Raw genomic sequence first — 20,781 nt, forward strand, 5'->3', positions numbered from 1 at the left:
GGCCAAAGGAATGTCAGAAAAGTGCCGCAATAGCGCCCCGGAGGCGAGCGGAGGGGGCTTTGGTGACGCCGCCCGCGCCCACGGGGTAATAGATAATGAAGTGTGGGGCGCATGGCGCGGGGGGGCTTCGGGTGGCGCCTTGTTCGACGGCTGGGTAACGTCCGGAATGCATTCCAGACCAGGCACAGCGTGAACGAGATCGATCCAGCCGTTCCCCTGCGGGCCAGAGCCGGCGATGAGAAGGCGTTCATCGAGATCGTGGAGTACTACTATCCGCGGTGTCTCCGGTTTGCGCGCAACATGTTGGGGAGTGACCAGGACGCCGAAGAGGCCGTGCAGGATGCGTTCGTGCGGGTGTTCGACAGTTTCCCGCGGTTTCGGGAAGACGCCCGGTTCGATCCGTGGCTTTTTCGCATTTTGGCCAATCGGTGCCGCACGATCCACGCTCGTTCGCGGCGGCATCAGTCGATGATCGAGTACGGCGATCTGCCCCTGTCGGCGGCGGCGGCGCCCGAGGAAGAAGAGTTCGGCGCGGATTGGGCCGAAGAAGTGCGGGTGATTTTGGAAACGCTCCCGGTGGAGCAGAAGGAAGCGTTCCTGCTGCGTCACGTCGAGGATTTGTCATACGAAGACATCGCCGCAGTGACCGGAGTCGGTCTCTCGGCATTACGAATGCGGGTGAAGCGCGCGTGTGATACGCTGCGCGCCCGGCTGACCAAGGTGGAGAAATGATCACGGACGAGCGGGACGAGGTGATTGACAGAGCGGCGCGTTCACTGTCGGCATTGCCGATGGTGAATCCGATGGCCGTGCTCGAAATCACATCGGCGGCTGCGGTGCACCGGTCCATGCGACCGGCGCGCGCGCGCGCGGTTTTGGGTTGGTTCCGTCGACCGTCGCTCTCTCTGGCTTCAACTGGGCTTCTGATGGCGGCCGCGCTGGTCATTGGGTTTGTAACGCGCGCCGCGATGACGGGCGCCGCAGAGACGCTTGGCACGCAGACGTCGGAGCATCCGGTGCTGACGCCGGCCGCCGATGCCGGAGCCGCCTCGCGCGGTGTGCCGGTGCCGATGGTGTACGACGCCAAGAATGCGCGCTCGGTGACCATCGTCGGTGATTTCAATAGTTGGGACCCCTCGGCTACCCCCATGACGCGTGTGGGAGTGGATGGTCCGTGGGCGGCGACGGTGCTCGCAAAGCCCGGCCGCCATGTGTACGCGTTCCTGGTCGACGGTACGACGCTGGTCGCCGACCCACGCTCCCCCAAGGCGCGCGACAACGATTACGGGGGCGACGCCTCCGTGCTGATGGTACCTACGCCATGACCTCACGCACTTCATTTCTGACGATTGCCGCGCTGCTGGTTGCGGCGGCGGGCGTTGCGGGCGCGCAGGACGCGCGGCTCTCGCTCATTCGCGATAACGCCACGCGCGACGTGGTGAATGCCCATTTGGTCAGCGCCTCGTCGCTGCGTCTGCCGGCGGAGCCCTTTGTTTCCAAGGCGCTCGAAGGCGTGGCCAAAAAGGCCACAATTAAGAGCATCCGCTCGGCGATGGCCGCGCTCGAAAAGCGCATGAAGACGGCGTACGACCTGCTTGGTCCCACGGCGACGGTGGATGAACTCGCCGCCGGTGCAGACGCGATTTCGATGGGCGTCTCGGAAAAAACCATCAAGCAGATGCGGGATCGGGCACCCAACCGCTCGATCGCGATGGAACTCGGTGTGATTACCGAGCTGGTGGCCCGTGGCGTCCCCGCCAAAAAGGCCGCCGCAATGATGCTCGACCTGATGGCGCGGGGCGCGACCGGTGTGCAACTTACGGCACTGGGTCGGGACGTGCAGGGCGATGTGGCTGCCGGGCTGAAGCCCGATGTAGCGCTCGATCTGCGCGGCCGAGGAGTCCTTTCACTCTTGCCGCCGCCGCCACCTGTGTCGAACGTCAATGTTCGCCCTCGGTAAGGCCACACGCATGGCATGAGTCCACGCTTCATTGCGTGGGCTTTCTTGCTGGCGGCTGTTCGCGCCGCCGAGGCCCAATCACCGCAGGAAGTCGAGGTCGGCGTCGGGGTGGCGCGCGTGCAGCAGCGCGCGCGCGACGAGCGTCAGGCCGCGGTGGTGAATGCCACGTGGCGTTCCTCCGATCCGCGCTACGCCTTTCTCGTATCGGGCGCACTCACCAACACCGGTGATCGTTCGTCGGCGGCCCAGATTGCGAGCGGCGTGGCGTGGCGCCCAGATCCCAGCGCGTGGTTTGTGCTGGAGGGGGGCGCCGGACTCAATATTTTTGGCGTGTCAAACGTGGGTCGCGGCGGCAACGTGTACGGTGTGGTTCGGCCGCGCGTGCTCTGGGGCCCCGGTGGCGCGTGGATGAGCCTGGCAGAGGGGCAGACACTGCGCGACCTCGACCCGAGCCACGGCACGGCGGTCGAGGGCGGTGCGTGGATACAGGGCGGTGGATGGACGGCCTCTGTGTCGGGCAGCCACCTGCGCACCGACGATTGGCCGCTGTTTGAAGCGGCCGGAATATTTCTGAATCGCGACGCGTCGAGCTACGACGTGGACGATGTCATGGCCTCGCTCCGCTGGGTGAACGGTCCGTTCACGGCGGATGTGCAGAAAACGTGGCGTGTGGGACGTCGCGCCACGAACGCCGCTCAGCAGGCCGTGCTCTGGAGCGCCAGTTGGGCTGTCTCCGACCGTGTGGCGTTGGCGCTGACGGGCGGGCGCGTGCTGGCCGACCCTGTTCGCGGCACACCGGACGCGACGATCGCATCGGCTACCGTGCGTCTCACGTGGCGGCCGTCGCGCAGTGAAGCCGACGTTCCAGGGGTGAACTCGTTTGCCCGCCTTGTACCGCAACCGGGTGGCGCGCTCCTTCTCGTAGCGGTGAACGTGCCCGATGGGGTGTCGGTGGATATTGCCGGCGATTTCAGTGGCTGGGAGCCGGCGCCGCTTCACCGCACGGCCAACGGTTGGGAGCTCGAGGTGCGGCTCCCCTCAGGACGGCATCGCGTGGCGGTACGGTTCGACGGCGGGGCGTGGCGCTCGCCGGGGAACTTGGCGAAGATGAAGGATGAATTCGGTGGTGAATACGGCTTGATCATCGTACCCTGAGGATGCCATGACCGATCGTCGCACGTTCGTGAAGAGCCTGGCCGGCGCGGGTGTCTCGTTGCCGATGATGCGCGACAATGCCTTTGCGCGATTGTTCAAGGCGAACGCGATTGCTGGCGAACGGTCGCCGCTCGAGGTGGCGGAGGACGAGACGTACTGGAGTCAGATCCAGCGCGCCTTCGACGCCGACCGCACGATGATCAACTTGAACAACGGCGGCATTTCGCCGACGCCGAGCCATGTGCTCGAGCAGTTGTTCCGCGATCTGCGCTTTACCAACGAGCTGCCGGTGGAGCACATGTGGCGCGTGCTCGAGCCGCGCATGGAGAGCACGCGACGCGATCTCGCCAAGGAATTCGGATGCGACCCCGAAGAAATGGCCGTCGTGCGCAACGCCAGCGAAGCGAACGAGATCATGATTTTCGGTCTCGACCTCAAGCGCGGCGACGAAGTGTTGCTCACTAACCAGAACTATCCGCGCATGATCACCTCGTGGGAGCAGCGCGTGCGCCGCGAGGGGATTGTGCTCAAGCAGATCTCCTTCAAGGTGCCGCCGCCGAGCGACGAGTATATCGTCGAGCAGTTCCGGCAGGCGATTACGCCGCGCACCAAGGTGATTGAGGTCACGCACATCACCAACCTCACGGGCCAGATTTTGCCGGTGCGCAAGATTGTGGACATGGCGCGCCCGCTTGGCATCGAGGTGTTTGTGGACGGCGCGCACGCGTTCAATCACTTCCCGTTCAAGCGCGACGATCTCGACTGCGACTACTACGGCACGAGTTTGCATAAATGGACGCTGGCGCCGATCGGTACCGGATTCCTCTATGTGCGTCAGTCGAAGATTGCGAAGCTCTGGTCGCTGATGGGCTCAGTGAGCGCCAATCAGGCGAACATTCGCAAGTACGAAGAGATTGGCACGCACCCGCAGGCCAACTTCAATGCCGTGAGCGCGGCCGTCGCGTTCAGTCGCGGGATTGGCGCCGAACGCAAGATTGCACGGTTGCGGTATCTGCGAAATCGTTGGGCCAACCGACTCCTTGCCGAGAGCGATCGCGTGGAAGTGCTGACGCCGCTCACCGGCGAGAAGAGCGGCGCCATCTGCTTGTTCAATGTGAAGGGGATTGAGCCTGGTAAACTCGGCGGCTGGCTTCTCGATAAGTACAAGATTGTAAACACGCCCATTGTGCATCCGGAGTTTCGGGGCATTCGCATTACGCCCAACGTGTACACGATGGTGGAGGAGATTGACACGTTTGCGGATGCGGTCACGAAGGCGATCAAGAAAGGCATTGTATAAGCGTTGTTCTTTTCAGGAGTGAGATGGCGGCGAAAAAGAAGGCGCTGAAGGCGAAAGGCGCGAAGGCAAAAACCGTTGCAGCGGGGAAAACTGTGAAGCGTGCCGTGCCCGCCGCCAAGGCTCAGCCGGCTGGCGGGCCGTGGGGCGCGGTGTTCTCGCCGCGCGCGAAAGGCGAGCGACGCTATTGGTTAGTGAAAAGCGAGCCCGAGGTCTTTTCGTTTGACGATCTACTCGCGGCGCCCGCGCGCACTACGTGCTGGGACGGCGTGCGCAACTATGCGGCGCGTAACTTTATGCGCGACGGCATGAAGAAGGGCGACATGGCTTTTTACTACCACTCCAACGCCGATCCGCAGGTCATTGCCGGCATCTGCGAAGTGGTGCGCGAGGGCTACGCGGACCACACCGCCACGACGCGCGGTCACGATCACTTCGATCCCGACAGCGACGCGGCGAATCCCACCTGGATGATGGTGGATGTGCGCGCGATCGCGAAAATCCCGCAGCCGGTCTCGCTGAAAGCCATCAAGGCGCGCGCCGATCTCGCGACGATGGCGCTCATTCGCGTGAGTCGTCTGTCGGTGGTGCCGGTGACGGCGGCGGAGTGGCGCACCATCTGCATGATGGGCGGCGTGCGCGGCGAGTAAGCGGTGTAGCAACGACACGGGGGCGACGGCAGCAGCCGTCGCCCCCGTGTCGTTTTTCTGACGGATGTTAAGCGCTGCGTTCTGACAGCATCTCGCGCGTGATCCGAGCCACACCGTCGAGCAGCGTTTCGAAATCCGCCCAGGTGCTGCGATGATTCGAGCAGGCCACGCGAATGATGTAGCGTCCGCCGAGCTGTGAACCGCTTGGGACTGCGACACCGCCTTCCTGAATACGAAGCAACAGTTCTTTATTGAAATCGTCGGCTTCGCTATCCGTCGCGTTCGGCGGAATCGCGCGCCAGCAGACCACGTTGAGTGACACCGGTGCTACGACCACGACGTGCGGAATGCGCGCGAGGCGTTCTGCGAAGGCCACGGCCTGCGCCACGTTCTGCTCAATCACGTCGGCAATGCGCGCCACCCCTTCGGCCTTGAACGTCATCCAGACCTTGAGCGCCTTGAACCCACGCGTGAGCTCGGGGCCGCGATCGGCAAAGGGCAGTCCGCCGGCAATCACGCCACGGCCTTCGTCGCGCAAATAGGTGGGCGTAACGGCGAACGTTGACCGATGCGCCTCGGCGTCTCGTACAAGAAAGCAGGCAATCTCATAGGGGAGATAGCCCCATTTATGGAGATCAAACGCCACGGAGTCGGCGCGTTCCATGCCGGCGACGCGCGGTTTGAGCGCTGGCGAAAGCGCGGCGAGCGCGCCAAAGGCACCGTCCACGTGGAACCAGAGTTTTTCGCTCGCGGCGAGATCGGCGAGTGCGTTGAGATCGTCAATCGCACCACTGTTCACCGTGCCGGCGGAGCCAATCACGCAGATGGGACGCATGCCGGCGGCGCGATCGGCGGCAATCATGGTGCGCATGGCGTCGACATTCACGCGCAGGTCGTCGTTGACCGGCACTCGGCGCAGCGAAGCGTTCCCCATGCCGAACAGTTCGACGGCTTTTTGTGCCCAGCTGTGGATTTCGCTTGAGGTGTATACGGTGAGTCGCGGACTGTTGTGCAGTCCGGCTTCGCGCACGTCAAAGCCACAGGTGGCGTGGCGCGCCACGGCGAGTGCGAGGATGTTCGCCATGGAGCCGCCGCTGACGAGCAGCCCCGATGAATCTTTGGGGAATCCCATCAACTCGGCGAGCCAGGCAATCACCTGCATCTCCACAAGCTTCGGTGCTTGGTCGAGCCCGGCGAGATGCGCGTTCATGCCAGCGGCCAGCATGTCGGCCATCATGCCGAGCGGCGTGCCGTTGCCTTGAATCCAACCGAAGAAGCGCGGGTGGCGATTGCCATTGGTGTACGGCAGCACGCGCTCGGCGAACTCGGCGTACACACGTTCAATGCCCTGCGGCGTGTGCGGCACGGGCTCGGTGGTCAGCGCCTGACGCACGGCGGGCGGCAACGGCGTCCACGGGGCGCGCTCACTGAGTGTGGACATGTGGTCGAGTGCGTCATCGACCATGCGATGGGCGATGGCGCGAAACTCGTCCCAGTTGGCGGGGTCGAGCGTGAGGTCGGATTTGTGGTTGGGCGTTTGCATGGCGGGAACTCTAGCGATGGTTCAGGGGCGAAGCGACTTGAAGTTGGCTCGGGGGCATGTCGGCGTGACTTTCCATTTGTCACCAGCATACAGGTTACGTAGTTTACAGAAGTCTGTTCGCCGAGTCGGCTGTATAACACCCCCCGTCGGAGGATTTATGACAGGTCTTCACGCGCTGTGGTTGCCGATTGTGTTGTCGGCTGTGGCGGTATTCGTGTTGAGTTCGCTGGTGCACATGGTGCTGCCCTGGCACAAAAGCGACTATCGCACGCTGGAGCGGGAAGCGGACGTGATGTCGGCACTGCGCCCATTCAATCTGAGCGCTGGTGACTATATGGCACCGCGGCCCTCGTCGATGGCCGATATGAAGTCGCCGGAGTTCCAGGCGAAAGCCAAGCAGGGGCCACGGTTCATACTGACGATGTTGCCACCGGGCGATTTTGGCATGGCGAGTCAACTGGCGACGTGGTTTGTGTATTCGCTCGTGATCGGCACGCTGGCCGCGTATGTGACGGGGCGCGCCTTGCCGCCCGGTGCTTCGTACCTCGAGGTGTTTCGCTTTGCCGGCGTGACGACCTTCAGCTGCTACGCCATGGCGCTGCCGCAGACGTCCATCTGGTACGGTCGCGCCTGGCGAATCACGCTCGCGTCGGCGGCGGACGGGTTACTCTACGCGCTGTTTACCGCCGGGATCTTTGGTTGGCTCTGGCCCAGATAACGGGCGGCAGAGTGGGTGGTAGGGGGAAGTACGGGTGCGGGCGCGTAGCCACCGGCTGCGCGCCCGTGCCGCGTTTGTGACAATGCCGTACATTCTCTGCCGTCGCTCAAACCGTCGAACGGCCCATTCCGAGGCAATCTGATGCGTGCTTTCTCGTGTGTGCGTGTAGTGTCCGCGCTGGTTCTGTCGGCGTGTATCGCCGTTCCCGCGCTCGCGCAGCGCGGCGGTGGGCGCGGCGGTAGTGGTGGCGCACAGGCGGTGCAGCCGCCGCGCTTCGACTATGTGGGACCCGACAACGGCGGGCGCATTGCATCGGTGGCGGGCATCCCCGGCGATTCCATGACCTACTACTTCGGTGCGGCCTCCGGTGGCGTGTGGAAGACCACCGACGGCGCGCGCACTTTTCAGCCGATCTTTGACGACCAGTCGTCGCAGGCCATTGGCGCGCTCGCCGTGGCACCGTCCAACTCACGTGTGGTGTGGGCGGGGACCGGTGAAGCGTGGGCCATTCGCGACGCCGACGTCATGGGCGACGGCGTGTACAAATCCAACGACGCTGGCGCGACGTGGACGAACATGGGGCTCAAGGAAACGGGGCGCATTGGCAAAATCATTGTGCATCCCACCAACCCCAACATCGTCTACGTCTGCGCACTCGGCCGCGCGACGGGGCCGCAGCAGGAGCGCGGCGTGTATCGCACCACGGACGGCGGCACCAACTGGCAACGGGTGCTTTTTGTCAATGAAAACACAGGCTGCTCTGGGTTATCGATCGACAAGAGCGATCCGAAAAATCTTATTGCTGGCACGTGGGAAGTGGTGATGCACACGTACGCCATGTACAGCGGCGGCGCGGGCAGTGGTGTGTACGTCTCGCACGACAGCGGTTCCACCTGGGCACGGCAGTCTGATGCGGCGGGGATGCCCAAGTCGCCACTCGGCAAAGTGGATGTGGCCATCGCGCCGTCGAACGGCAAGCGGATGTACGCGCTCATTCAAACGCCCACGCAGGGCTCCGTGTGGCGCAGCGACGACGGCGGCAAGAAGTGGAAAGTGGTGAGTTGGGATCGCTCGCTCATTGGGCGCGCGGGCTACTACATCCGTATTGACGTCAATCCGCAGAACGATCTCGAAGTGTTGATTGCCAACTCCACCTTCAAGCGCTCGTACGACGGCGGCGAAACGTGGCCGCTCAGCGATCGCGGGTGTGGCGATTGCCACGATATCTGGATGGATCCGCGCAATCCGTCGCACTGGGTGACCACGGGTGACGGCGGCGCCGGCATCACGCGCAATCACGGCGTGAGCTTCAATCAGTTCTCGCTCCCCGTGGGGCAGATGTACCACGTGGCGATCGACGACCAAATGCCGTACTGGATCTACAGCAACAAGCAAGACGACAGCCGCTCGGTGCGCGCCTCGAGCGCGGCGCAGATGACGGTGAGCAATGTGCCTGGCTATGGGCGCGGCGGTGCGCGCGGAGCAGGGGCGGGGCGTGGCGGTGCGGCCAGTGCCCCTGACGGAGACAACGCGGCTGCAGACTTCGGCGGCTTCGGGGCTCGAGGCGGTGGCGTATCGCCATGGCAGGGACCGCTCGGTGGCTGCGAATCGGGTTTCACGATTCCAACGCCTGGCAACACCGACGTCGTGTGGGCCACCTGCTACGGAAACACGGTCACGCGTTACGATCATAAAATGGGGCAGGTGCGTTCGGTGAGTCCGTGGCGGCACACGCTCGACTTTGAACCGAACAATTCCAAGTATCGCTGCCACTGGACGCCGCCACTCGCCATTGATCCGTTCGATCCGCAGACCGTGTACTACGGCTGTCAGGTGATTTTCAAAACGTCGAACGGCGGACAGAGCTGGAACGTGATCAGTCCCGATTTGTCCACCAACGATCCCACGCGCATCGTCTCGAGCGGCGGCATCATCGGCGACAACCTCGGCCAGTTCTACGGCGAAGTGGTCTTTTCGATTGCGCCAAGTGAGATCAAGCGCGGCTTGGTGTGGGCTGGCACGAACGACGGCAAGATCTGGTACACCGCCGACGGCGGCAAGCAGTGGAACGATGTGAGCAAGAACGTCACGGGGATGGCGCCGTGGGCCACGATTCGTCGCATTGAACCGTCGCGCTTCGATGCCGGCACCGCGTATGTGGTGGCGGATTACCACATGATGGACGACCGCAAGCCGTACATCTTCAAGACCGCCGACTTTGGCAAGACGTGGACGCGCATCAGCGACGGGCTTCCACAGGATCATCCGCTCGCGTACGCCATGAGCATTGCCGAAAACCCGAATCGCAAGGGTATGCTCTTTGCGAGCACGGGGCACGAAATATTCTATTCGCTCAACGATGGTGCCAAGTGGACGAAGCTCGACGCCGGGCTTCCGGCGGCGCCGGCGTCGTGGATCACCATCAACAAGCACCAGCACGATGTGGTCGTCTCGACCTATGGGCGCGGGCTCTGGGTGCTGCGCGACATCACGCTGTTGGAGCAATCGGACAAGCAGGTGGCCGACGCCCCGATTCGTATTTTTGAACCGCGTCCCGGCCTTCGCACGGCGCGCGGTGGAAGTGCGGATGTCACCTTCACGCTCAAGGACGCGCCGCGCGATTCGCTCGCCATTGAGATTGTGGACTCGGCTGGTACGGTGGTGCGCACCCTGCGGACGCTGGCGCGTGCCGGCACCAATCGCGTGACGTGGGATCTGCGGCACGAAGGGCCCAAACAGCCGGAGTTGCGCACGACGCCGCCCGATAACCCGCGCATTTGGGACGAGCCGCGCTTCAAGAACAAAGACACGCGCATTGTCGATCACTGGGGCATTCAGCAACCGCAGCGCGCGGGTGCCTTGGCGGCGCCGGGGCGGTATTCCGTGAAAATCGTGTCAGGTAACGCCACGGCGACGCAGGCATTCACGGTGGCCAAGGATCCCTCGTTGCCGAGCAACATCGCGGATTTGCAGGCGGCCACGTCGGCGCAGGTGCGGGCGGTGAGCGCCATTAATGGCACGGTGGATCTCATCAACCGGCTTGAGGTGTTGCGTAAGCAGATCGAGGATCTCACTGCGGCCGACGGCACGAGCGCAGCCACCAAGGCGCGACTCGCGGAGGTGGAGGCGAAAGCGCTCGAAGTGGAGCTGCAGTTACTGTCGCGCACTGAGCTCCACAGCGACGACAAGTGGTTCACCGAACGGCACAAACTCTACCTCGGGTTGATCTGGCTGTCGGCCGAGGTGGGTACGGGCGGCGGCGACGTGGCGGGCGGCGCTGAGTATCGGCCGACGGACGCGCAGGCGGCCACGCTCGGGGAGCTCGAAAAGGATCTGAGCGTGGCGAAAGCCGCGTTCACGAAGCTGATGGAGAAGGACGTGAAGGCCTTCAACGCGGCAAAGGGACCACAGTTGTCCGACATTCTGGCCAAAAAGGCGGTGCCGGCGATCCTGCCGTAGCTGCGGGGGTGGGGAAATCAGGGAATTTGAGGGTATTTTGAACCCGATTCCGACCTGCTGCGTATATAGGTTAAGGAGCCGCCGGTTCCCCGAGGGGGACCGGCGGCAACCTTTTACTAGCCTCGTGGTGTCTCACTACTCGCAGGAACCACGGGCCTCAGGGGCAGAGGACCGCCCCCCGCTCTATCCACTATCCGCCCCTCCCTCCGTGTCGTTGCGCCGCCTGCAGTTTCTGCTCTGCGTGTTATTCCTGATTGCCGCCAAGCCGCTCGCCGCCCAAACGGACGTGATCCGCGGCAAGGTGATCAACCAAGATTCGGTCCCGATCGAAGGGGTGCGGGTCACTGTCACGTCGATCTCTGGCGCGGTGAACCGGCAGGCCCGTACCGATAAGGGCGGCCGCTTTACCGTCACCTTTCCGAATGGCGAGGGCGACTATTTCGTCACCTTCAATCAGATCGGCTACGCGCAGAAGCGATTTGAGGTCAAGCGCACGGCGGATCAGGATATCCTGATCGCCGACGCCAAGTTGAGTCGCTCGCAGGAGCTCGACGCGATGCGCATTACCGGCTCTCGCGATCGTGTAGATCGCAACGATGCCAACAAAGACATCTCCGGGACGGAGAAGGCCGTCAACACGTCGGCGCTCGCGGCCGACCAACTCGGCAACTTGGCCGCGATGGCGGCGTCGCTTCCCGGCGTGACGCTCATTCCCGGCGCTGACGGCGATCCGTCGGGCTTCTCCGTGCTCGGCCTCTCCGCCGATCAGAGCAGCACGACGCTGAACGGCGCAGCGTTCGGCGGCGGCGACCTGCCGCGCGACGCGGCGCTCTCGAGTTCGCTCAACTCCTCGCAGTGGGACGTGAGCAGTGGCGGGTCGAGCGGTGGTCGGTTCAGCGTGCGCACGAGTGGTGGGTCGAACTTCAAAATTCGCTCGGCGTCACTCAATCTCGACTCGCCCGCGCTACAGTGGACCGACCGCGCGGCACGCGCGCTGGGGCAGGAATACAGCAACGCGTCGCTCAGCGGCCGTTTCTCTGGTCCGGTGAAGCTCGACGAATCGTTCTACACCTTCAGCTATCAGCTTGGGCGGCGGTCGAACGAACTCAAAACGTTGCTCAACACGGACGCGCTTGGTTTGCAAACGAGCGGCATCTCCGCCGACTCTGTGACACGACTCACGAATATTCTGAATCAGCTCAAGGTGCCGACCACGCTCGGGGGCATCCCGAGCAACCGTATGAGTGATCAGGGGCTAGTGCTGGGGACGATTGATGTGGCCCCAACGGGTTCGCGGAGCGGCACGGCGTGGAACCTTACGTATCAGGGCTCGTGGGGAAAGAACACGCCGGTGCTCAACGCCACGGGCGAGTTTCCGGCGCACAGCGGCGACCGCACCAACTGGAACGGCATGGTGCAGGGGCGCCACTCGACGTATTTCGGATTCGGGGTGCTCAGCGAAACACAGCTCTCTTACAGTTCGGCCAAGAACTGGGGGACGCCGTATCTGTCGTTGCCGAGCGGAAGTGTGCTCGTCAATTCGGCGTTTGCCGACGGCACCAATGGCGTGAAGTTCGTCCAGTTCGGCGGCAGCGCGTTTCTCAATGCATCGTCGCGCAATGGGACGGCGCAGTTCTCGAACCTGCTCAGTTGGTTTAGCGAGAACAACAAGCATCGCATTAAGCTCACCACCGAACTGCGCCGCGACGATTACACGCAGGACCAGACCACCAACCTGCTGGGTTCGTTCTCGTTCAACTCGCTGGCCGATGTGCAGGCCGGACGCCCCGCGGTGTTCAGTCGCAATCTGTCGCCGCGTCAGCGTGAAGGTGCGCAGTATATCGGTGGCATCGCGCTCGGTGATTCGTACCGCCGCACCAGTGACTTGCAGATTCAGTACGGTCTGCGCGTGGACGGCAATCAGTACGAAGGGATTCCCGTTCGGAATACGAAGCTCGAAGAGACGTTTGGCGTGCGCAACGATTACGTGCCGAACAAAGTCTACCTGAGTCCGCGCGTTGGTTTTTCGTGGACCTACGGCACGGCGCAGCAGATTGGGGGTTTTGAAGGTGCCATGCGCGGCCCGCGCGCGGTGGTGCGCGGCGGCATTGGCGTATTCCAGAACACCCCGCAGACGCAGTTGGTCGGCAACGCGATCGACAACACTGGTCTGCCAAGTGCGGTGCAGCAGGTGACGTGCATGGGACCTGCGGCGCCGTTGCCCAACTGGGACGCCTACAGCACGAGCTTGGCGAATATTCCGTCGGCGTGTGTTGACGGATCGGCCGGGACTGTGTTTGCCAACAGTGCGCCCAACGTGACGTTGTTTTCCAAAGATTATGCCGCGCAACGTGCGCTTCGCTCCGTGCTGTCGTGGAGCGGTTCGATTCTCAATAACACGTTTCAGGCCACGTTCCAGGGTACGTACTCGCGCAACATGAACCAGACCGGCGCTGGCGTGGATCTGAATTTTTCACCCGTGCAGCGGTTTGCGCTGGCCAGCGAAGCTGGGCGTCCCGTGTACGTACAGCCCACCAGCATTGTGCCAACCTCGGGCGCGATTGCCTCGCGCGACGCGCGGGTGACGAGTTTGTACAACCGCGTGTCAGAGATGCGGAGCGATCTCACCTCAGAGAGTCAGCAGTTGCAGGCGAGTTTCTCTCCAGTGACGTTCAATACCAGCTGGTCGTGGAACCTCGCGTACGTGTACTCGAACTTCCGCGAGCAGTATCGCGGCTTTTCGAGCACGGCCGGAAATCCGCTCGATGTGACGTGGGGGCGGTCGTCGATGGACGCGCATCATCAGGTGACGTACACGGTGGGCTACAACTTCTTTGACGCCGTGCGCGTGTCGTGGAACGGCCGCGTACAGTCGGGATCACCGTTCACGCCGACGATCGCGGGCGACGTCAACGGCGACGGCTATTCCAACGACCGTGCCTTCATCTACAATCCCGCCACGGCTCCCGATCCGACGGTGGCGAGCGCCATGCGGTCGTTGCTTGCCAAGAGCAGCGCCAATGTGCGCAACTGTCTGCAGGGGCAGCTTGGGCGCATTGCCGACCGCAACAGCTGCGAAGGTCCGTGGACGACCACAGCGAATATGTCGATCTCGTTTAACCCGCTCAAACTCGGGTTGCCGCAGCGCGCCACGCTCAGTTTGGCTATCAACAATCCGCTCGGTGCGGCGGATTTGGTGTTGCACGGCGAGAACAACCTGAAGGGATGGGGGCAGCCGGCGACGCCGGATAATCAGCTGCTGTACGTGCGTGGCTACGACCCGACGGCGCAGCGCTTCAAGTACGAAGTCAACCAGCGCTTTGGCAACACCAGCCCGGCCACCAACGCCTTCCGCCAGCCGGTGGTGGTGACGGCGATGATGCGCTTTGATCTTGGCCCGGCTCGCGAAAAACAACAGTTGGTGTCGCAGCTCAATGTTGGCCGCCGTTCGGCGGGGAACAAGATGAGCGAGCAGATTCTGAAAATGGTCTATGCGAATGCCGGCGGTCTCGTCAATCCAATGGCCACCATGCTACGCCAGGCGGATTCCCTGGGCCTCACGCAGAAGCAGGCCGACAGCCTCGCGACACTCAATCGTTGGTACACGGTGCGCCTCGACTCCATCTGGAGCCCGGCCGCCAAGTTGCTCGCTGCACTTCCGGACAAGTACGACGAAGATGAGGCGTACCGCGTGTACCGTCGGGCCCGCGAGGGAACGGTGGATGTGCTCACCAAGCTCGCCCCAGGTACCAAGGGACTTCTATCGCCGGAACAGCGCCGCAAGCTGCCAGCCATCGTGGCCAGTTATCTTGAACCGCGGTACCTCGCGGCGATCCGCAGCGGCACGGCGGGCGCTGGCGGCAGCGCGTTCGGCGGCGGTGGCGGCATGGGCATGCCCGTCGGCGACGGCGGCGAACGCCACTTCATCATCATGCGCTGATGCGCTCGCAAAACAACCATTACGACCACCGTTCAACCAACACTGCCATGCCTCTCGCTCGAACGTTCTTTGCCACCGTCGCCCTCGCGGGCGCCCTCGGGGCCCAGCAGCCGGTGCGCGAGCGTCCGCTCGGTCCGGTCACGCACGTGTCAAAGGAACTGCTGGGCGCGGTGTCGCAGGCGCGTCAGCTTCCCGATGGCCGCGTCATCATCAACGACTTGAATGGGCGTAAGGTGGTGCTGTTCGACACGACGCTTGCCTCGTACGCGGTGATCGCCGACACGACCAGCGCCACCGCCAACGCGTACAGCTCGCGTGCGGGCGGCCTCATTCCGTGGAAGGGTGACACCACGCTGTTCGTCGACCCGCAGTCGCTTTCTATGCTCGTACTCGACGGTCAGGGGAAGATTGCCCGCGTGATGAGTGTGCCGCGCGCCAATGAGGCGGGGCTGCTGATCGGTGGGCCCAATGGCACGCCGGGCACCGACCGCGACGGCCGTCTGCTGTTTCGCGGCATGCCGGCGTTCCGCATGTCGATGCCCGCGGCCGGGGGCGATCACAATCACAGTAGTGGTGCCACGCCGCAGCCCACGATGCCAGACTCGGCACCGCTAATGCGCATGGATTTGGCGACGCGTAAGGTGGACACGCTCGCGTATCTGAAGGTTCCGAAGTCAAGCGTGTTAGTGTCGCGCGACGATGCCGGCCGTGTGTCGGTGAACGTGACGATGAACCCGTTGCCAACGGTTGACGACTGGGCAATCCTTTCCGACGGATCGGTGGCCGTGTTGCGCGGGCAGGACTACCACATCGAGTGGACGCGTCCGGATGGCACCAAGGCGACGACGCCCAAGGTGCCGTTCGATTGGAAGCGGATGACGGAAGAGGACAAGATCGCATTCCTCGACTCGGCGCGCGTCGCGATGGAAAAGGTTCGCTCGGCGGCGATGTCGGGCAATGCCGGTGCGATGCAGGCGGGTGCCGCGGCAGTGATGGGCGGCGGCGTTGCGGGACTCGGAGGAGGCGGGCAGCAGCTGCGTGTGCAGATCAGCGGTGACGGTCCGATGCCGCCGATGCGCGGCGGCGGCGAAGGCGGTCGTGGCGGTGCGGACACGCATACCGATGGCCGGGGCGGCGGCGAAGGCGGCCGCGGTGGCTTTGGTGGGGTCAATGTGCCGCCGATCAACATGGTCTCCCCGAGCGAACTGCCCGACTACGCACCGCCGTTCCAGGCCGGTTCGGCGCGCGGTGATCTCGACGGCAATATGTGGGTGCGCACCACCAAGGTGGTGCAGGGCGGCTCCGTGTACGATGTGATCAACGCCAAGGGTGAGTTGATCGATCGCGTGCTGATGCCTGCGGGTCGCGTGATTGCCGGCTTTGGTCACGGCGTGGTGTACATGGGCGTCCGCGATGGCGCTGGCGTACGTCTCGAAGTGGCGAAGATGAAGTGAGGCGCGCGCGGCGCCTACGAACCGTCCGACCGCTCGTGGTCGGACGGTTCGTCTTTTCCGGTTAGAGCGGCACTCACGATACGAATGAAGTTCTTGGCGTTGAACGGCTTGGCGAGAATCGCTTTCACGGCCGGATCCAGCGGTGACTGATCGATCCCCTCAGCCGCAAAGCCGGTCACGACGATGATCGGCGTGGCGGGTCGCAACGTCACGAAGCGCTCAATCACGTCGTGGCCCGACACATCGGGCATCATCATGTCGGTCACCAGAATGTCGATCGCGAGCTCCGGCTGCGCGGCGAGCGCAATGGCTTCGGCTCCGCCCCCCGCTTCGATGACCGCATAGCCGGCGCGCTCGAGCATACGTCGGCTGACGCGACGGACACCCGTTTCGTCGTCCACGAGCAGAACCGTCCCGCGGCGGGGGGCGGCGGACGGCGCCGTCGGAGCCTCCAGAATAGTCTGCGCGGGGGCAGTCGTGCGTGGCAGGTGCAGCGAAACGGTGGTGCCACGGCCCTCGGTGCTTTCTACGGCCACACGCCCGCTCGCGCGCCGCACAATTGTGTCGACCATCGCGAGACCGAGCCCGGTGCCCATTCCGGGGGCCTTCGTCGTGAAGAATGGTTCGAAGATGTGATGCAGCGACTCCGCCGGAATACCAGTCCCGTCGTCGTGCACGCGAATCACGACCACGTCGCGATCGGCGTCAAACAGTTCAGCGACCGCAGCAATTCGGATCACGCCCCCCTTGGGCATGGCGTCGCGTGCGTTGATGACGAGGTTGAGCAAGACCTGCTCGAACTGTGACCGATCGAACAGCACGTGGGCGTCAGGGGCGTTCAGCGCGAGATCGAGTCTGATGTTTTGGGGAAGGGTTCGCACGAGCGCGGGCGCGAGCGCGTCGATGGTCGCGGTCACGGGAAGCTGCACCGCCTGAATGACATGCGAGCCAGTGAAGCCGAGGAGCTGGCGCGTGATTCCCGCGCCGCGATCAGCCGCTGCTCGTATGGCTGCAATGTCGGCGCTCGCGCTCGGATCGTCGGCGAGGTCGGTCGCGAGCAACTCGGCGTGCCCAGAGATCATCGCCAGCAGGTTGTTGAAGGCGTGCGCAATGCGTCCCGCAATATCGTGGAGCGTCGTGAGCTTGGCAGCGTGTCGGAGCCGCCCTTCCAACGCGTGTTCGGCCGCGAGGTCGCGCCCGTTGATGACAAAGCCGCCGACGCTGGGATCATTGCGGCGGTCTTCGACCCGTAGTTCGACCTCCATCCACCCGTCGGCGCCGCGCACTCGGCACTGCCGAGACGGCGCGCGCTCGTCGGACTCAGAATGGACGAGCCAGCGCAGCGTGAACGCGCGATCGTCGGGATGCACGAGGTCGGCAAACGGCGCGACGCGTTCGGCCGCGGAGAGAAACCCGAGTGACGGGCTCACCCAACGAAGCCGGAGTTGCGGATCGATGACGATGATGTAGTCGCTTGCATTGGCGAGTAAGGTCTGGAAACGCCTCGTCAGGGCGACATGGGTTTGCGACAGGCTTTGGTTTGCCGTGAGTTCCGCGCGCTGGCGAACGAGGAGGAGCAGCGTGAGCAGCGTCGCCACAATGATGATGCCGCGCGTATCCGCGTCACCCGTCAGGACGACCTTCACCAGCAGTGTGTAGGTGAATGCCACCACCAACGTCGGCGCGATGCCACTGCGGTACGTGCCATCCCACCGCTCACCGTTCCCGACCCTCGGACGCCGACCGGCGTGCCACTGATGTCGTGCGGCGGCCCATCGGAGCACCCACGTCCCGAACCAAAAGGCGTCGATGGCATCGCCGGGGCGATACGCCGTGGCATTGACCCAGGCGTAGTCGGAAAGTGTGGCAAACAGATGGGCGGCGAGATTAATCGATATGGCGGTGCGTAAGATTCGGCTGCGTGATCGGATAAGCGCGGCGGCGGCGCCGAGGTAGACCGCCCAGTCGCCGATGATATTGACGACGTCCACCGCACGGATCGGTACATTCGTGCGCTCGAGCAGCAGGCGAACGGAAAAGTGCCACGAGAGGGTTACGCCGCCGACGACAAGCAATGCAATGTCGAGCAAGACGCGCGGATCGCGCGCAGACACGCGCGGATCCCGCGGGACCAAGCGATACCCCACGATCGCAAAGGGCACATATGCGAGGGCGAGCCAATCGCTCCACTCGGGCGTTACCGCCTGATGATGGAGAGCCGCCCACGTGGTCCACGTGCCACCACTGACGAAGAGCATCCCAGACGCCGCCGCGAGCCACTGCCAGACGCGGCGCGTGGCCGGATCGAGGTTGGGATCGTCCGCGTTCTGCCATTGGGCGACGATCGTGAACACGGCCGCGCCAAAGAACGCAACGTTCACGATGTCCCGCGCGACAGGCGGCAGAACCGCCATCATCCGCAACGCCAGAAGATACAAGGCGGCGAAGGCGAGGAATGCTTGGTCGCCCAACGTCAGCGAAAACCCAGCTGACGGTGTCCGCGCCGAGGCGGTGGTGGAGCCGTTCATCGCGCGGCACTCGGCAGGAAGAGCGTCACACTCGATCCGTTCGCGCGGCTCTTGGCCTCGATGGCTCCGCCCGCTTCGCGCACGGCGGCGTGCACCAGCACCGTGCTGAGATCGTCTGGTGCGTTCTCCCAGTTGCCCGTGGATGGGCCGGTCACTTCGAGTGTGTGTGCCGACGACGTGGCAATGCGCACCGCCACGTAGGGCCCCGCCGCGAGGTTCAGTGATTCGGCGTGCGCGCCACCAAGCTCAACCGCATCAATCGACACGACAAACGGAACGAGCGGTCCGTGTTGCGCCACCTGATCGTTGAGGACCGCATCCAGTGCGTTGCGGAGCGACGGCACATCCGATCGGACCCCAAGGCGGTCTATGCCGCTGGTGACATCGACGGCCGCGCCGAGCCGGGTGATACGTTCGCGCAGGAACTGCTCGATGTTCACCACTTCGCGTTGGACCGCTTTACGACGGCTGAGGCTCAGGAGTCCGCTCGTGAGCACGTTCGCTCTCCGGGCCGCTGTCCCGATGGCCATTAGGTCGGCGTGCGCCTCCCGTCGTGCGGCGGGAAGATCGTTGATGAGCAGTTCCACATGCGACGCAATCACCATCAGGAAATTATTGAGATCGTGCGCGAGGCCGCCGGCAAAAACTCCGAGTGCTTCGACGTCGCGTGACGCACGCAGTTGCGTCGCCATTTGCAATTCACGCGACACGTCATGCCCGTTGATGACCACCGCGCCGACGTTCGGTTCGTGGCGCAGGTCGCGCAGTCGTAGCGCGGCCTCCCGCCATTCACCGTTTGATGCGCGCATACGCACGGTTCGCTCGATCGGTTCGAAATGTGGCGACTGAAGAATGGCCACAAATTTTGTCCGATCGTCAGGGTGCAGGAGGTCCGAGAATGACGACGCTGCGTCGGTGGACTTCGCGCCAAGAAACTGTGCGGTGGCTGGGCTGGCGTAGACGACACGACCCTCGTTGTCCACGAGCGCGAGCACGTCATATGCGTGCTGGAGTACCGCGCTGAACCAGTGGTGTTCGTCCTCCTGCTTGCGGAGCAGTCGATCGTGCTCTTGCAGTTCCACGACTTGCCTCGCGACCACCAAGATGGCCAGTCCCACGCTGCTATACAGAAATACGACGTCGTCCGCTCGCCCTGGCGACGCGAGCGCGTACAGCATCCCGACGGGGGCCGCAGCCACGAGCGCCGTGGGAAGAAATCCGCTACGATACCCACGCTCATCCCCCGCGGCGCTCTGCGGCGATGTGGCGAGGAGGTAGAGCGACCACCGGGCCGAAACCCATCGGATGGCCCATGAGGCGCACCAAATGCCGGAGACGATGCCCGCCGGCGCATGGGACGCGACGGCTGGAGACGCGTGCCATAGTTCCGGCACGAGCTGAAGGACGTGTGCCGCGAGCAACGCGACCGCGACGTCTCGCGTGAGTGCCGATCCGCTCCGGAGGTAGAGGACGGCAGCGAAGACGACCGACAGCGCATCGCCCGCGACGACGGATAGGTCGTTCAGAGGTTCAGTGGGCGTACTCAGGTAGGTGTTCGCCGCGACCGCCCACATCACCAATCCACCGGTCACAATGGCGGCATCGATGGCGAATCGCGGGCGGTCAGCGCGGCGCCACGCGGCGGCGGGAAACACGAGCAGCGCCGTGATTCCGGAAAATTGGAATATCCACGTGAGTGCGATGATCCACGCGGGGGTCGTGAACGTGCCAAACGTGAGTGACGCCTGCCAGAAGTGTCGGGCCAGCATCTGCCCCAGCGACGCGACGGCGAGCATCCGCGTAACTGACGCGACGGCGAGGAGTCGCCACGCAAGGCGCTCGCGCAGGTTATCTCGCATGGCGCCCATGCGCCACTGGAGCGCGCCAACGCCGAGGCCCACCAAGACGTGGGGTATGCTATCGATGACGCCGGTCTGTTCGCTTCCCCTCCAGCCGAACGCGACCCATCCCACATAGAGCAACCCAAGCAGGACGGCGACGGAGTCGGTCGCGCGCCAGTGTGCATCGCGCGGATCCGCACGAGTGCAGTCGGCCTGGGGGGGCGGCACCGCCAGCA

13 protein-coding genes are annotated in these 20,781 nt (G+C 63.9%); 10 read left to right on the top strand and 3 right to left on the bottom strand.

Going from position 1 to position 20,781, the window contains the following annotated elements; translation table 11 throughout:
- Positions 1–189: 189 nt before the first annotated feature.
- The 6 genes from NTZ43_11095 (at position 190) to NTZ43_11120 (ending at position 5,062) form a co-directional block, all read left to right on the top strand.
- On the top strand, positions 190–732 hold the full coding sequence (locus NTZ43_11095) for an RNA polymerase sigma factor (protein MCX5767757.1): 543 nt from the start codon (positions 190–192) through the stop codon (positions 730–732).
- Complete coding sequence (locus NTZ43_11100) at positions 729–1,325, top strand: isoamylase early set domain-containing protein (GenBank protein ID MCX5767758.1); 597 nt, start codon at positions 729–731, stop codon at positions 1,323–1,325. Before NTZ43_11095 ends, NTZ43_11100 begins: the two co-directional genes overlap by 4 nt.
- The gene (locus NTZ43_11105; protein ID MCX5767759.1) at positions 1,322–1,960 is read left to right on the top strand and encodes a hypothetical protein; all 639 of its coding nucleotides are present in this window, start codon (positions 1,322–1,324) and stop codon (positions 1,958–1,960) included. The genes NTZ43_11100 and NTZ43_11105 overlap by 4 nt, the downstream gene beginning before the upstream one ends.
- Positions 1,961–1,975: 15 nt before the next feature.
- Positions 1,976–3,115, top strand: coding sequence for a glycogen-binding domain-containing protein (locus NTZ43_11110; protein MCX5767760.1), 1,140 nt, complete (start codon positions 1,976–1,978; stop codon positions 3,113–3,115).
- A gap of 7 nt (positions 3,116–3,122) precedes the next feature.
- Positions 3,123–4,415 carry an aminotransferase class V-fold PLP-dependent enzyme gene (locus NTZ43_11115; protein MCX5767761.1) on the top strand — a complete coding sequence of 431 codons (1,293 nt, stop codon included), beginning with the start codon at positions 3,123–3,125 and terminating at the stop codon, positions 4,413–4,415.
- 149 nt (positions 4,416–4,564) lie between these two features.
- Positions 4,565–5,062, top strand: a complete 498-nt coding sequence (locus NTZ43_11120; protein MCX5767762.1) for an EVE domain-containing protein — start codon at positions 4,565–4,567, stop codon at positions 5,060–5,062.
- 67 nt (positions 5,063–5,129) lie between these two features.
- Here NTZ43_11120 and NTZ43_11125 read toward each other — a convergent pair whose 3' ends face one another.
- Positions 5,130–6,605: a pyridoxal-dependent decarboxylase gene (locus NTZ43_11125; GenBank protein ID MCX5767763.1), complete on the bottom strand. Its 1,476-nt coding sequence runs from the start codon at positions 6,603–6,605 to the stop codon at positions 5,130–5,132.
- 157 nt (positions 6,606–6,762) lie between these two features.
- Here NTZ43_11125 and NTZ43_11130 point away from each other — a divergent pair, with 157 nt between their 5' ends.
- The 4 genes from NTZ43_11130 (at position 6,763) to NTZ43_11145 (ending at position 16,176) form a co-directional block, all read left to right on the top strand.
- A complete protein-coding gene (locus NTZ43_11130) occupies positions 6,763–7,323 on the top strand; it encodes a hypothetical protein (protein ID MCX5767764.1) in 561 nt (186 codons plus the stop codon).
- A 141-nt stretch (positions 7,324–7,464) separates the two neighbouring features.
- The gene (locus NTZ43_11135; GenBank protein ID MCX5767765.1) at positions 7,465–10,782 is read left to right on the top strand and encodes a sialidase; all 3,318 of its coding nucleotides are present in this window, start codon (positions 7,465–7,467) and stop codon (positions 10,780–10,782) included.
- A 208-nt stretch (positions 10,783–10,990) separates the two neighbouring features.
- Complete coding sequence (locus tag NTZ43_11140; protein MCX5767766.1) at positions 10,991–14,722, top strand: carboxypeptidase-like regulatory domain-containing protein; 3,732 nt, start codon at positions 10,991–10,993, stop codon at positions 14,720–14,722.
- Between the two features lie 47 nt (positions 14,723–14,769).
- Positions 14,770–16,176 carry a hypothetical protein gene (locus tag NTZ43_11145; GenBank protein MCX5767767.1) on the top strand — a complete coding sequence of 469 codons (1,407 nt, stop codon included), beginning with the start codon at positions 14,770–14,772 and terminating at the stop codon, positions 16,174–16,176.
- A 14-nt stretch (positions 16,177–16,190) separates the two neighbouring features.
- Here NTZ43_11145 and NTZ43_11150 read toward each other — a convergent pair whose 3' ends face one another.
- Positions 16,191–18,704 carry an ATP-binding protein gene (locus tag NTZ43_11150; GenBank protein MCX5767768.1) on the bottom strand — a complete coding sequence of 838 codons (2,514 nt, stop codon included), beginning with the start codon at positions 18,702–18,704 and terminating at the stop codon, positions 16,191–16,193.
- A complete protein-coding gene (locus tag NTZ43_11155) occupies positions 18,701–20,773 on the bottom strand; it encodes a PAS domain S-box protein (protein MCX5767769.1) in 2,073 nt (690 codons plus the stop codon). The genes NTZ43_11150 and NTZ43_11155 overlap by 4 nt, the downstream gene beginning before the upstream one ends.
- Positions 20,774–20,781 lie beyond the last annotated feature (8 nt).

The sequence above is a fragment of the Gemmatimonadota bacterium genome, from assembly GCA_026387915.1.
Classification (GTDB): domain Bacteria; phylum Gemmatimonadota; class Gemmatimonadetes; order Gemmatimonadales; family Gemmatimonadaceae; genus Fen-1231.